This is a genomic window from Brenneria alni, assembly GCF_003666245.1.
GTDB classification, from domain to species: Bacteria; Pseudomonadota; Gammaproteobacteria; order Enterobacterales; family Enterobacteriaceae; genus Brenneria; species Brenneria alni.
Genome location: NZ_MJLZ01000009.1, coordinates 1 through 14,360 on the forward strand (window position 1 = coordinate 1; position 14,360 = coordinate 14,360).

The following is a 14,360-nucleotide window of genomic DNA, read 5'->3' on the forward strand; positions in this document are numbered from 1 at the left end:
CCCCGGAAGCGTCCATCACTATCGACACCGTGGCTGGTGACGATAGGGTCAATATCGCTGAGTCCAATCAAGCCATCAACGTGACCGGCAAGGTCGGTAATAATGTTCAGGCCGGTGACGCGGTGACGGTCACCGTGGGCAATGAAACCTACCAGACTACCGTGAATGCGGATGGCGTTAGCTGGAGCGTTAGCGTGCCGGGCAGCGTGCTGACGGCGAACACCAATGTCACCGCCAGCGTGACCACCACCGATGCGGCGGGTAATACCACTACGGCAGAAGCCAATCGTCCTTACACTGTCGATACCGTAGCCCCGGAAGCCTCGATCACTATCGACACCATTGCCGGTGATGATGTGGTGAATATCGCTGAGTCCAGTCAAGCCATCAACGTGACCGGCAAGGTCGGCAACAACGTTCAAGCCGATGATGCGGTGACGGTCACCGTGGGCAATGAAACCTACCAGACCACGGTCAACGCTGACGGCACCAGTTGGAGCGTGAATGTGCCGGGCAGCGTACTGGCCGGTAATACCGAGATTAATGCCAGCGTGACCACTGCCGATTCTGCCGGTAATACCACTACGATAAGTGCGGATCGTTCTTACACCGTCGACACCCTGTCCCCGGAGGCGTCGATCACCATCGACACTATTGCTGGTGACGATATGGTAAATATCGCCGAGTCCGGCCAGACCATTAATGTGACAGGCCGTGTTGGTAATAATGTGCAGGCCGGTGATGTGGTTACGGTCACCGTCGGTTCAGAGACCTACCAGACCACGGTCAATGCCGATGGAATTAGCTGGAGCGTGAATATCCCGGGCAGCGTACTGGCGGCAAACACCAATGTCACCGCCAGTGTGACCACTGCTGATGCGGCGGGTAATACCACCACCGCAGAGGCCAGCCGTCCTTACGCCGTCGATACGGTAGCGCCGGACGCGTCGATCACCATCGACACCATTGCCGGTGATGATAGGGTAAATATTGCTGAATCCAGCCAGTCCGTGAATATCAGCGGCAAGGTTAGCAACAATGTGCAGGCCGGTGACGCGGTGACGGTCACCGTGGGTGCGGAGACCTACCAGACTACTGTCAATGCCGATGGAATTAGCTGGAGCGTCAGCGTGCCGGGCAGCGTACTGGCGGCAAACACTGAGATTAATGCCAGTGTCACCACTGCCGATGCGGCGGGTAATACCACCACCGCAGAAGCCAGCCGCCCTTACGCCGTCGATACGGTAGCGCCGGACGCCTCCATCACTATCGACACCGTGGCTGGTGATGATGTGGTGAATATCGCTGAGTCCAATCAGACCATTAATGTGGCAGGTCGTGTTGGTAATAATGTTCAAGCCGGTGATGCGGTGACGGTCACCGTGGGTGCGGAGACCTACCAGACTACTGTCAATGCCGATGGTGTTAGCTGGAGCGTGGATGTGCCGGGCAGCGTACTGGCCGGTAATACCGAGATTAATGCCAGCGTCACCACTGCCGATGCGGCGGGTAATAGCACTACGGTAAGTGCGGATCGTTCTTACACCGTCGATACCATAGCGCCGGACGCGTCGATCACCATCGACACCATTGCCGGTGATGATAGGGTAAATATTGCCGAATCCAGCCAGTCCGTGAATATCAGCGGTCAGGTCGGCAACAATGTGCAGGCCGGTGATACGGTGACGGTAACGGTGGGATCTGAAACGTATCAGACCACGGTGAATGCCGATGATATTAGCTGGAGTGTTAGCGTACCGGGTAATGTGCTGGCCGGTAATACCGAGATTAATGCCAGCGTGACCACTGCCGATGCCGCCGGTAATACCACTACGGCAAGCGCCAATCGTTCTTATACCGTTGATACGGTAGCGCCGGACGCCTCCATCACTATCGACACAGTGGCTGGTGATGATGTGGTGAATATCGCTGAGTCCAGTCAAGCCATCAACGTGACCGGCAAGGTCGGCAACAACGTTCAAGCCGGTGATGCGGTGACGGTCACCGTGGGTGCGGAGACCTACCAGACTACTGTCAATGCCGATGGTGTTAGCTGGAGCATAGATATTCCGGGTTCTGTACTGGCTTCCAACTTGGCAGTTAGCGCCAGCGTCACCACTGCCGATGCGGCGGGTAATACCACCACCGCAGAAGCTAATCGACCTTACACCGTTGATACCATAGCCCCGGAAGCGTCCATCACCATCGACACCATTGCCGGTGACGATATGGTCAATATCGCCGAGTCCGGTCAGACGGTGAATGTGACAGGCAGCGTTGGTAATAACGTTCAAGCTGGTGATACGGTAACGGTCACCGTGGGCAATGAAACCTACCAGACCACGGTCAATGCTGACGGCACCAGTTGGAGCGTGAATGTGCCGGGCAGCGTACTGGCCGGTAATACCGAGATTAATGCCAGCGTCACCACTGCCGATGCGGCGGGTAATACCACCACCGCAGAGGCCAGCCGTCCTTACGCCGTCGATACGGTAGCGCCGGACGCCTCCATCACTATCGACACCGTGGCTGGTGACGATATGGTGAATATCGATGAGTCCAATCAGACCATCAACGTGACCGGCAAGGTCGGCAACAATGTGCAGGCCGGTGATGCGGTGACGGTAACAGTCGGTTCAGAGACCTACCAGACTACTGTCAATGCCGATGGAATTAGCTGGAGTGTTAGCGTACCGGGTAATGTGCTGGCCGGTAATACCGAGATTAATGCCAGCGTGACCACTGCCGATGCGGCGGGTAATACCACCACCGCAGAAGCTAATCGACCTTACGCGGTGGATACCATAGCCCCGGACGCCTCCATCACTATCGACACCGTGGCTGGTGATGATGTGGTAAATATCGCTGAGTCCGGCCAGACCATTAATGTGACAGGCCGTGTTGGTAATAATGTTCAAGCCGGTGACGCGGTGACGGTCACCGTGGGTGCGGAGACCTTCCAGACTACCGTCAATGCCGATGGTGTTAGCTGGAGTGTTAGCGTACCGGGTAATGTGCTGGCCGGTAATACCGAGATTAATGCCAGCGTGACTACCGCCGATGCCGCCGGTAATACCACCACCGCAGAAGCCAGCCGTCCTTACGCCGTCGATACGGTAGCGCCGGACGCCTCCATTACTATCGACACAGTGGCTGGTGATGATGTGGTGAATATCGCTGAGTCCAGTCAAGCCATCAACGTGACCGGCAAGGTCGGCAACAACGTTCAAGCCGGTGACGCGGTGACGGTCACCGTCGGTTCAGAGACCTACCAGACCACGGTGAATGCCGATGGAATTAGCTGGAGCATAGATATTCCGGGTTCTGTACTGGCTTCCAACTTGGCAGTTAGCGCCAGCGTCACTACCGCCGATGCGGCGGGTAATACCACCACAGCAGAGGCCAGCCGTCCTTACACGGTGGATACCATAGCCCCGGAGGCGTCCATCACCATCGACACCATTGCCGGTGATGATGTGGTGAATATCGCCGAGTCTAATCAAGCCATCAACGTGACCGGCAAGGTTGGCAACAACGTTCAGGCCGGTGATACGGTCACGGTAACCGTCGGTTCAGAAACCTACCAGACCACGGTGAATGCGGATGGTATCACCTGGAGCGTGATTGTTCTGGGAAGCATCCTGGCAAGTAACACGCAAGTTAATGCGAGCATAGCGATCACCGATACCGCCGGTAACACTAATGTTGCAGAGGCCATCCGACCTTACACTATCGACACCGTGGCCCCGGAAATCGATATCACTCATTTTGCGGGTAATGATGGTTATATCAGTCAGTATGAGTTGATCAATACGCCTATCAGCGGCACCAGCAGCGAGAAAACCGTCGATTTAGTATTTACCGATGTGAATGGTAAGTCGGTCACCTTGAGTAATGTGCCGGTTGTGGATGGCAGGTGGCAGACACAAACTGATCTTAGTTCGCTGGCAGAAGGGAAGATTACTGTCGATGCTACGGCAACCGATCAGGCGGGTAATCAATCGGTTGATAGTAGCAATGCAGTGATGGATGCTACGCCACCGATTGCTCATAATAATTCCGTGACCGGATCGGAAGATTCGCCGCTGCATATTGGCTGGAGCGATCTCGGCGTATCTGCCGACACCGCCAGTATTGTTATCTCCGCGCTGCCCACGGCCAATGTTGGCATACTGTATTTTAATGATGGCGGTGACTGGAAAGCGGTAACGATCGGGCAGGAATTTACGGCGCAAAATCTCGATTTGAGATTTGAACCGGTGGAAAACGCCGCCGGTTTACCGTTCAGTGAATTCTTATACCAGCCAGTCGATGCGGTGGGAAATATCGGTAGCAATGCTTCGGTGAGTATTGATATTACTCCTGTTGCGGATGCGCCTATCGTTACCCTTAACATCACCAGTGGTGAAACGACGCCGGCGGCATCGGAGATTATTGCGGTCAACGGCGGTAGTGAAAACGGCGGATTTGACATACAGGATGGTCAAATTATCGCCATTGGCGATGGTGTGCGCGTATGGTTGACTGAGGGGGATCCGCTACCGACGGTAGTAGGAAGCGGAACGGTTGCCTATTACAGTCAGGGTAATACCAGCGGTGATGGAAATTATGCCGATATTTTTGTCGTGCATTCCGGTAGCGGCTATTTTTATCGGCAGAGTGATTGGAGTGAAGATCAGAAACAGTTAAAGCTTCTGGATTCGTTCAACGGAAATCGTACCAGTAACGGTAGCGGCGCCCATCAAGACTATGTTTTTGTCATGAAAGAGGACGGATATACCTACAGCGCCAGTAATAGCACTAATAATAATCAGGACTCCTCGGTTAATACGTTGGACGGGCTGAAGGTAAATTACACCGACAGTGAAGGAAATTCCGGTTCTTTCACCACTCAGGTCAGTAACAATATTGAAGGCGTGATTTACAGCGACGGGACGACCTATACGCCCGGCAGCAACAGTGCGACGATTGAAAAAGTTTCCGGCCAGGCTGGCACTCAGGAGCATACCATTGAAGTATCTGCTTCGCTGGTTGATCTTGACGGTAGCGAAACGCTGTCAGGAATTACCTTAACGGGTATTCCTGAAGGAACGATACTGAACGATCATATCAATAATGTGACTTATACCGTAGGTAGCGATGGTTCCTATTTGATCCCCAATACCCAGGGGGCGTCGACGCTTGCAGGGACAATCACCATTAGTGTTCCGGTTGACGTTGGCGAGTTTAGCGTGGTCGCTCAGGCCACTTCAACCGAATCAGCGAATTATGATTCCGCAACCGGCTCTTCTATGGAAGGGGTCGAACAGTATGGGCTGAGTATCGGCTCAACCGGTAATGACGATATGCCGGGTACTAACAGCCATGATTTGATGGTCGCTGATGTTTCCGGATTGCAGCTTGTGGAAGGGCAGAACTATAACATTGCGTTTATGGTTGACTCATCGGGCAGCATGTCGAGCAGCGATATAGCAAAAACCCAGGCTTCACTGACCGACGTGTTCAACAGCCTGGTAAAAAGCGCCAGCGGAACAAATGCAGGAACGGTAAATGTCTTTTTAGCTGACTTTGACACGCAGGTTGGCAAGACGGTTTCGGTTAACCTCAGTGATCCAAACGCGCTTCAGAGTCTGACGGATGTGCTGAATTCGATGGTGGGCGGTTCCGCCAGCGGTGGCGGCACCAACTATGAGGATGTGTTCAAAACCACGGCTAACTGGTTCCAGAGCGATACAGTAACAAGCAATGTAGGAAATAACCTGACCTACTTTATTACCGATGGTGAACCAACGTTTTACCAGATCATTGAGAGCAATGAGGTGCGTGTCAGTGACAGGTGGCAGTCGCTCAATATTGACAATATTACCTATACGCCGGGACAATCCTACTATATGGATGTGCGGGGCGCGATGCGGGAAGTGATCGATGCGCAGGGAAATGTTTATCAATATCACGGTGGCCTCTGGAACAGTGTTACCAAGACGGTTATTGGTCAGGTTCATGCACAGGGCGACGGAACCTACGAAATATCTTCACTTGGCGGCGCAGGTAATAATAATAGCTACTGGAACGGTTGGCGTTGGGTCGATAACTCTGGCAACCTCGATACCAGTAACACCCACGCCGCTGAGGCGTTCTCACAACTGAAAGCACTGTCAAACGTTGAAGCGATCGGGATTGGTAACGATCTGAACGCCAGCAGCTTGCAACATTATGACACTGACGGATATGTGCAGGATCATATCGATCCCAGCCAGCTTAATGAGGCGATCCTGGGCAGCAACGAGCCGATGAAAGCCGGGGATGACTATCTCGATGGCGGGTTAGGTAATGATATCCTGTTTGGCGACGTAGTGGCCTTTGACAATATCGAAGGCAATGGATTGTCGGCGTTACAAAGCTATATTGCCGAAAAAATGGGCGTTCAGGATGGAACATCGGTAACGGCGAAGGATATGCATGGCTATATCACGTCTCATAGTTCAGAGTTCGACCTCCCTTCTGCCAATGATGGTAATGATATTCTCAATGGCGGAGCGGGGAATGACATTCTCTTCGGGCAGGGCGGCAGGGATATTCTTAATGGCGGAAGCGGTAACGATCTGCTGTACGGCGGTAGCGGTGATGACTTGCTGATCGGCGGGGCAGGTAATGATGTGTTGATCGGCGGAGCCGGAGCTGACACCTTTACCTGGCAGGCTGGTGAGGTAGGGCATGATATCATCAAGGACTTCAATGCCAATGAAGGCGATAGGATCGATTTAAGCGATCTTATCGGCGAACTGGAAGAGGGTACCGATATCAGCCGCTATCTCCGTATTACGGAGAATCAGGGTTCGCCGGTGATCGAAGTCAGCACGGAGGGCAACTTCACCGGAGACAAAGGCGGAACGGTTGCGGTATCTATTACGCTTGAGCACTACAGTGGTGATTTGCCGTCGCTTGAAAGTTTAATCAGTAAGCCAGATCAAGTCATCAACTGACTGATCATCGCGCAGGTTGGAACCTCAGGTTATGAGGTTCCTTCACTGATAAAGAATGCTTAAAAAAGGTCTCTGAGTATGTTTTATATCCAGCGTGATAGTGACGGTCATCTGATGAAGGTTGAGGATAGTCCTTTTCCTGAAATGAATGGTGAACTTGCTGACGACTCAGCAGAAGCATTGGCGTGGTACGAAAGTCACCAAATGGCGGTTGCCGGTTTGCAACAGTTGCGTCAGAGCGACCTGGAAATGGTGCGAGTACTTGAAGATTTGATTCAGGTATTAATCAATAAAGGGGTCATCAGTATTACTGATTTTCCTTCGGCGGCGCAGCTAAAGCTGATTGGCCGGGCACAGGCGCGTGAAGCATTGAATGGCGGATTGAACAAATTAATCGGTGATGATGAAGACGGTATGTTCTGATCCAATTAGCGTGAAGCTATGATGAAAAACGGCCTTAACAGGCCGTTTTTTGTATGACGGTTACATCGTGGCTGGTGTAGGTTCTCCCAATAAACGCCCCATAGCGCCTTGCAAACCCATTTTCTGAAGCACTTTCAATTCACCCTTTGTTTCGACACGTTCGGCGATAAGCGGCAGCGCAATGCTATTGGTTGCACGGTAGAGCGCTTCAATAAACATTTTTTTATCCTCTTCCTGATCGATACCCCGAATATAGCTGCCGTCTACTTTTAAGTAAGCCAGACCCCATTGAGATAAATTACCGATCATATTAAACCGACCGCCAAAATGCTGAAGCCCCAGCGCGCAGTTATGTTCGTTCAGCAGTTTGATTAATGCCTCAAGCCGATCGGCGTCTGGCAGTTGGTTCTCATCTAATTCCAGAATCAGACGCGTCGCCAGATGAGGCTGATGTTTCAGCGGCGCCAGTAACTGCGCCATCAACGGCAGATTGAGAACGGTGTCGCAGGACAGGCTTAACGCCAGATTACCCTTATGCTGGCGTAAATAATCCAATACCTGTTTCAGCATCACCTGATCCAGCCGGGTATTCCAGCCAAAACGCTGTACCCAGGGAAGGAAGCGGCCTGCGGCAATGCTGTTCCCTTGTTCATCCTTAATTCTTGCCAGCACTTTATGGTGCAGTATCTGGTTCGGATTAAGGCAATCTACCACGGGCTGTAAGAAAAGTTGCAGATGTCCCTGTTCCAGTATGGGATCGAGCCGGTTAAACCACATATGCCGATCGGTCTCAACCTGTGTTGATGTCTGCAATGTTTCATCAACAGTGGTTTTGTCTGAATGCCTTTCGGCACTGGTCAGTGCCTGATCGCCCTGTATCAGCAGAGATTGTGCGGCGTCTCCGGGGCGGAATGGCACCATACAAAATCTGGCGATCGGGGATACGTCGGTTTCACCCGTTAAATATAGGCTTTCAATGTTGCGCGTCAGATCGTCTATCAAGGCGTCGGCTTCCTTAATCACTAAACCGGGGCAAAGCAGGGCAAATTCGCCGCCGCGGATACGGGCTGACAGGCTATCTGCATTGACATACTGCTTTTGGATTTTGCGGATAATGTGGCCGATTGAGGCCAGCAGCGTGTCGGTGCGCTGCCCGCCCAGTCGCTGGTTCATGCCCGATAGATCCTGAATGCGGATCATAATCAGGAAGCCGGGCGGCGTTTCATCATCAGTGAGTTTGTCCTGAAACTGAATATCGAAAGCACGGCGGTTATTCAACCCGGTCTGGGGATCCTGATAGGCTTCCTTACGTAAGCGTTCGCTTCGTTCAGCCTCTTCCTCAAATAAAGTTTTGAGTTTGCTGACCATCAGGTTCATCGCCTGCGCCACGCGGCGGAACTCTGGCGTGGTGGGCAAGTCAGGTTGGCTGAGAAATTCACGGCGGGTAATAGCCAGCGATTGTTTTACAATATAATCCAGCGGGCGCAGTTGGCGGCGCAGCAGTATTGCGCCGAACAACACCCCAAGTACACCGCAACTCAGCAGCCAGATGAGCACCGCTGAACTGCTCTTCCACAAACGGGTGATGGCGAACATCGGATGGCTGACCACTTCCACCTTTGCCGCTTGTTCCCACCCCCGCATGACTATCGATTCGCCCGCGCCGGGTTGAAGATTAACCAGTCGGACAAACCAGGCCGGGACATTGGGCACTTCCGGTGAAGTGGTACGCTCCAGCGTAATGTTATCCGTTTTTAAATCCCGAACGCGGATACTGGAAAAATAGCCGCTGTCAAAAATGGAACTGACCATCAGTTCCACCATCGCCGGATCGTCAATATTCGGCGTCAGGGACAACCCGAGCGCGGTTGCTGCATCCTGCGCATGGGAATGAAGCTGGTTATTATATTGCTCGCGTGAGTTTTCCAGGCCGACAAAAAAACTACCGCTGAAAATAATTAGTACAAACAGGCAGATGGCTATCAGTAATTGTTTGTATAGAGACATAGCCTAATCCTACTCCTCAATTGAAAAACCCTCGGCACGCATTTTAGTGAGCAACGCCTGCCAGCGTGAAAGCCGTTTACTGTCGCCCACACGTTTGTTGCCGCCGGTGCCCGGTAGCCATAAACCTTCTCCATTAAAGGAATAAACCGGCAGCAAATCGGTGCGCTGGGTCGCAGGTTGAATTTTATCCGTCAGGTTATCCAGCACCAGTGGGATCGCGGTGGGCGTCGGGTAAAAGGTGAGAACCATATGCGCCTTATTAAGACGCAATGCCTTAACATAAGTGATTCGCAGTTTTTCACCTGCCACGCCTAAACGGCGCAAGGTGAAATATTTGGCAATGGCGTAATCTTCACAATCCGCCGCGCCTTTGCGTAGCGCCTCTATGGGGCTTGCCCAGTAATCTTCTTGATCCCAGATGACGCTGTCATCACGAAACAGCAAATGATCATTAAAAAAACGGTTCACGGTTTCCAGTTGTTTTTTCTCATCCGCATTACGTTGGGCAACCAATAATGCCTGCCATTCATTAATCCGTCGGCTGGCCTCAGGTGTCGCCGGGCCATAAAGTTGCTCCGTTCGCTGAGTAATGAGGATAAAATCCCAGTCTGCGCGCAGGGAACCCGCCAGCAGCAACAACAGACAGCAGACGAGAAAAAGCTTGTAATAAGATGCCTTAGGCAAATGGTATTGCACTGATGTTTCTCTGTTTGCCCACAGGTCAGTCTCCGGCAACGTAAAGATCTAATAAATTATACAAATCATTGCAGAATATCTTACTTTTATAGTGGCAAAAAGCGATTACTATGGCGCCGGGATGAGGTCAGAAAAAAACAGGCGCAACGAATGAGGTAGCAGAATGAATGCAGGTGCTCTCCATTTAGGGGAACTGGTATCAGAAACCCGAAACTCCGCCACAATGGACTTAGACATGCTGTCTACGCTGGAAATGATGCGTGTTTTTAATCAGGAAGATCAAAAGGTGCCGGAAGCCATCCGTCAGGTTTTGCCGGCGATCGCCAATACGGTCGATCTGGCCACGGCTGCGCTGAAAGCCGGGGGACGGCTGATTTACCTTGGCGCGGGAACCAGTGGTCGATTGGGTGTGCTGGATGCATCGGAATGTCCCCCGACGTTTGGGGTGCCGCATGGGTTGGTGGTCGGCCTGATAGCCGGTGGCCCTGGCGCGTTGCTTAAGGCGGTTGAAGGGGCTGAGGATGATCCGGCGTTAGGTGAGGCTGATCTGATTGCCCTCCATCTCACGCCTGATGACATGGTGATCGGCCTGGCGGCTTCCGGCAGAACACCTTACGTCATCGGCGCCCTACGCTATGCCCGTAGTGTGCGCTGTCGTACTGCGGCGATATCCTGTAATCCACATTCCCCCATTGCTCAGGAAGCCCAGATAGCAATTTCTCCGGTTGTCGGCCCGGAAGCCCTGACGGGATCGACCCGCCTGAAATCGGGAACCGCACAGAAGCTGGTGCTGAATATGATTTCCACCGGTGTCATGGTGAAACTGGGTAAGGTGTATCAGAATCTGATGGTGGATGTGAAAGCCACCAACGTCAAATTGCTGGATCGTGCCTGCCGGATTGTGATCGAAGCCACGGGAGCGGAACCGGAGGTGGCCCGCCAGGCATTGGCGCAGACCGGGAATGAGGTGAAACCTGCTATTCTGATGATTCTGAGCGGTGTGAGCGCCGAAGAGGCGCGGCTGAAACTGATACGCCATAATGGATATCTGCGTGAAGCGCTGATTGCCTGACATGATGGCATATCGTCCGTTATTTCTATATACCAATCACTGAGGAGTGACGTTTTGAGTGATAAGCGAAGCCTGCGCGTTGTGTTTTTTGATCTGGACGGCACACTGCATCAACAGGATATGTTCGGTAGTTTTTTACGCTTTCTGCTCAGGCGGTTGCCACTCAACCTTACTCTTGTATTGCCGTTATTGCCGGTTATCGGCGCAGGTATGTTGGTGCGTGGCCGTGCGGCCCGCTGGCCGATGAGCTGGCTGTTGTGGGCGATTACCTTTGGCCGCAGCGAGGATAATCTTGTTCAGTTGGAAAAACAGTTTGTCAGTGATTTTCGCCGCCAGGTGACCCCTTTTCCGCAGGTACAGCAGCGGTTGACGGAATATTTACAAGATACCCATGCTCAGGTCTGGTTGGTAACCGGTTCACCTCAGCGTCTGGTTGAGCAGGTCTATCATGATTCCCCTTTTTTACCTGGCGTCCGTCTGATGGGAAGCCAGATAACCCGGCGCGGTGGCGGCTGGGTATTGACGCTGCGCTGTCTGGGTCAGGAAAAAGTCATCCAGATGGAACAGCGTCTGGGCGCACCGCTGAAGCTCTATAGCGGATACAGCGACAGTAAGCAGGATAACCCGCTGCTCTATTTTTGTGAGCACCGCTGGCGTGTTACGCCAAACGGCAGCCTGCAACAACTGGAGTAATTCCTCGCAGGTCTTGTCCGGGGGGATTCAATAGCTATAATGCCGCCCGCCGCCAAAGTGACAGATAAACTAGCCTGAGAGGAAACCGTGAGTCGCGTATTGGATGATGAATATTGGATGCGCCATGCGCTGATGCTGGCCCGGCGTGCTCAGGATGAAGGCGAAGTGCCGGTCGGTGCGGTGCTGGTTTGGAATAATCAGGTGATAGGTGAAGGCTGGAATCGCCCGATCGGGCATCACGATCCCACCGCCCATGCTGAAATCATGGCGTTGCGTCAGGGGGGAGCGGTGTTACAGAACTATCGTCTTTTGGATACCACCCTGTATGTGACGCTGGAGCCATGCATTATGTGTGCCGGTGCGATGATACATAGCCGCATTGGTCGGCTGGTTTACGGCGCGGCGGATGAAAAAACCGGTGCGGCGGGGTCGCTGGTGGATATCTTGCGTCATCCCGGCATGAATCATCAGATAACCATCGATTCCGGCATTCTGGCTGTGGAGTGTTCCGCTACGTTGAGCGCTTTTTTCCGCCAGCGCCGTGAGCAGCATAAAGCGAAGCGGGACGCGGGAAAAAGGCCGCACAAGAATAACGCGGCGCGATCATCTTAAATTCGCCCGGCGTTACTCCGGCACTTTATTGGGCGGTACAACCGGATAAGCCTGAGCGGATAGCCGTTGCTGCCGTGCTTTCGTCTCTTTTTCTGACAGATATCCTTCGAGGCTCACCATATAACGGCGGATGTTTTCTACATAGTTGTAGGCTTGGTGTCCGCGAGCATAGCCGTAAGTCGTTTGCGTGTAGTAACGCTTCTGACTCAGCATCGGCAGGCGCATTTTCACATCGACCCAGCTATCGGGGTTGCCTTGCTGTTTTTCCGTCAGTTTGCGGGCATCCAGCAAATGGGCGTACCCCATATTGTAAGCGGCCAGCGCAAACCAGATTTTTTCATCTTCAGGAATGGTGTCGGGCATTTTTTGCATCATGTGCGACATATATTGCGCGCCGCCACGAATACTCTGTTCAGGGTCGAGACGATCGGTAACGTCCAGACTTTCCGCGGTACTGCGGGTGAGCATCATCAGTCCGCGGACGCCAGTCGGAGAGGTGGCCAATGGATTCCAGTGTGACTCTTGATAAGAAATAGCCGCCAGTAATTTCCAGTCGATATCCGTCGCGTGTTTTTCAAATAGCGGCTGAAAATCGGGTAGCGTTTCATCAATGGCGCTGAGGAAAGTGGTGGTGTCAACGTAATCAAATTCGCCGACATGGCCCAGGTATTTTTCTTCCAGACGGGCGAGGGTGCCGTCTTCAACGATCAGGCTGAAAAAATCCAGTAACGCCGCAGACAGGCTGTCGTCGTGCGAGCGCCGCATGTACCAGGTGACTGGTTCTTCGTCACTGAGATCGAACGCCACGGCGAGCTGTGGATGGATACGCTGCATTAAACCAATGGTGATCGAGTCCGCCAGCGTATAGTCGAGTTTACCGTCAGCCACCTGTTTCAGCAGTTCCTGTGTGGTCAGATCGGAAGCTGACTCCCAGTTCAACTGTGGATATTTTTCTGCTTTCAGATCGCGCAAGGTGGCAACGTGCGCCGAGCCTGATGTCACGGCCAGCCGCCCTTTTACGTTTTTCAATGTTCTGGGGCGGGTATTGCCCAGACGATATACCAACTGTTGTGAGACGGAATAATAGGTTGGTCCGGCACGAAAGCGCCCCAGACGCTCATGATTGTAAATCAACCCGGCAGCCAGTAAGTCCGCCTCGTCGTCGTCCAGGTCGTCAAACAGATCGTCAAGATTTTTACGCGACGAAACCACCAGCTTGACGCCGAGATAGTCGGCGAAACGTTTTGCCAGTTCATAATCAAGACCTGCCGGGGCACCGTTACTGATATAGTAAGTCAGCGGAGAGTTGACGGTACTGATACGTAACTCGCCGCGTGAAAGGATCTGTCTGAGCTGCACGTCCTGACTACTGCGCCAGGGGATATTCGGCCACAAGGCCAGCGCCAGCAGTAACGTGATAATCCCGATGAAAAAGTAGTTTATTGTTAAACGCTTCAAATAGTTGTCTCTCGGCGGCTTGTCAGCCCGTCTGTTTGTAGCAGCCGTTTTTTTACGGCGGGCTATCCTGCCCGCTCCCCTTCGGGCCGCCGTAAACGGCGTTGAAAATCGCTCCAGGCGATTTTTTACTCGTCTCATCCCTGAGACTCGCCCTTCGGGCCGCCGTAAGCGGCGTTGAAAATCGCTCCAGGCGATTTTTTACTCGTCTCATCCCTGAGACTCGCCCTTCGGGCCGCCGTAAACGGCGTTGAAAATCGCTCCAGGCGATTTTTTACACCAAAAGTCCTGGGGTCGGGGCATTTTGCGTAACAAACCGCCAGTGTGCAACTGTTATTGATTTGGTTAATGATTAACCGTTACCGCAATATGTTGCTCAACAATAGCAACGCAAACGGTTTCGTCCGGGGGAAGGATTC

Annotated in this window: 8 protein-coding genes; 5 read left to right on the forward strand and 3 right to left on the reverse strand. The window is 52.8% G+C overall.

Features of this window, described 5'->3' with window-relative positions; all coding sequences use genetic code 11:
- On the forward strand, positions 1-6,983 hold a 6,983-nt coding region (locus tag BIY29_RS05980; RefSeq protein WP_121574242.1), incomplete at its 5' end, for a beta strand repeat-containing protein.
- Positions 6,984-7,061: 78 nt separating this feature from the next.
- Positions 7,062-7,406 carry a tryptophan synthase subunit beta gene (locus BIY29_RS05985; RefSeq protein ID WP_121574243.1) on the forward strand — a complete coding sequence of 115 codons (345 nt, stop codon included), beginning with the start codon at positions 7,062-7,064 and terminating at the stop codon, positions 7,404-7,406.
- Between the two features lie 60 nt (positions 7,407-7,466).
- Here BIY29_RS05985 and lapD read toward each other — a convergent pair whose 3' ends face one another.
- Both lapD and lapG read right to left on the reverse strand, forming a co-directional pair.
- Entirely contained in the window at positions 7,467-9,413 is a 1,947-nt protein-coding gene (gene lapD, locus BIY29_RS05990) for a cyclic di-GMP receptor LapD (protein ID WP_121574244.1), read from the reverse strand.
- Positions 9,414-9,422: 9 nt separating this feature from the next.
- Positions 9,423-10,109, reverse strand: coding sequence for a cysteine protease LapG (gene lapG / locus BIY29_RS05995; protein ID WP_121574245.1), 687 nt, complete (start codon positions 10,107-10,109; stop codon positions 9,423-9,425).
- A gap of 163 nt (positions 10,110-10,272) precedes the next feature.
- On the opposite strand from lapG, the gene murQ reads away from it, so the two are divergent.
- The 3 genes from murQ to tadA all read left to right on the forward strand — a co-directional run bounded on the left by murQ (position 10,273) and on the right by tadA (position 12,486).
- A complete protein-coding gene (gene murQ / locus BIY29_RS06000; RefSeq protein WP_121574246.1) occupies positions 10,273-11,181 on the forward strand; it encodes an N-acetylmuramic acid 6-phosphate etherase in 909 nt (302 codons plus the stop codon).
- Positions 11,182-11,235: 54 nt separating this feature from the next.
- Positions 11,236-11,874, forward strand: a complete 639-nt coding sequence (gene yfhb / locus BIY29_RS06005) for a phosphatidylglycerophosphatase C (RefSeq protein WP_121574247.1) — start codon at positions 11,236-11,238, stop codon at positions 11,872-11,874.
- Positions 11,875-11,961: 87 nt separating this feature from the next.
- Positions 11,962-12,486 (forward strand): tRNA adenosine(34) deaminase TadA, encoded by a 525-nt coding sequence (gene tadA / locus BIY29_RS06010; RefSeq protein ID WP_121574248.1) that lies wholly within the window; start codon positions 11,962-11,964, stop codon positions 12,484-12,486.
- A gap of 12 nt (positions 12,487-12,498) precedes the next feature.
- On the opposite strand, the gene mltF is transcribed toward tadA, so the two are convergent.
- Positions 12,499-13,944, reverse strand: a complete 1,446-nt coding sequence (gene mltF, locus BIY29_RS06015; RefSeq protein WP_240629996.1) for a membrane-bound lytic murein transglycosylase MltF — start codon at positions 13,942-13,944, stop codon at positions 12,499-12,501.
- Positions 13,945-14,360 lie beyond the last annotated feature (416 nt).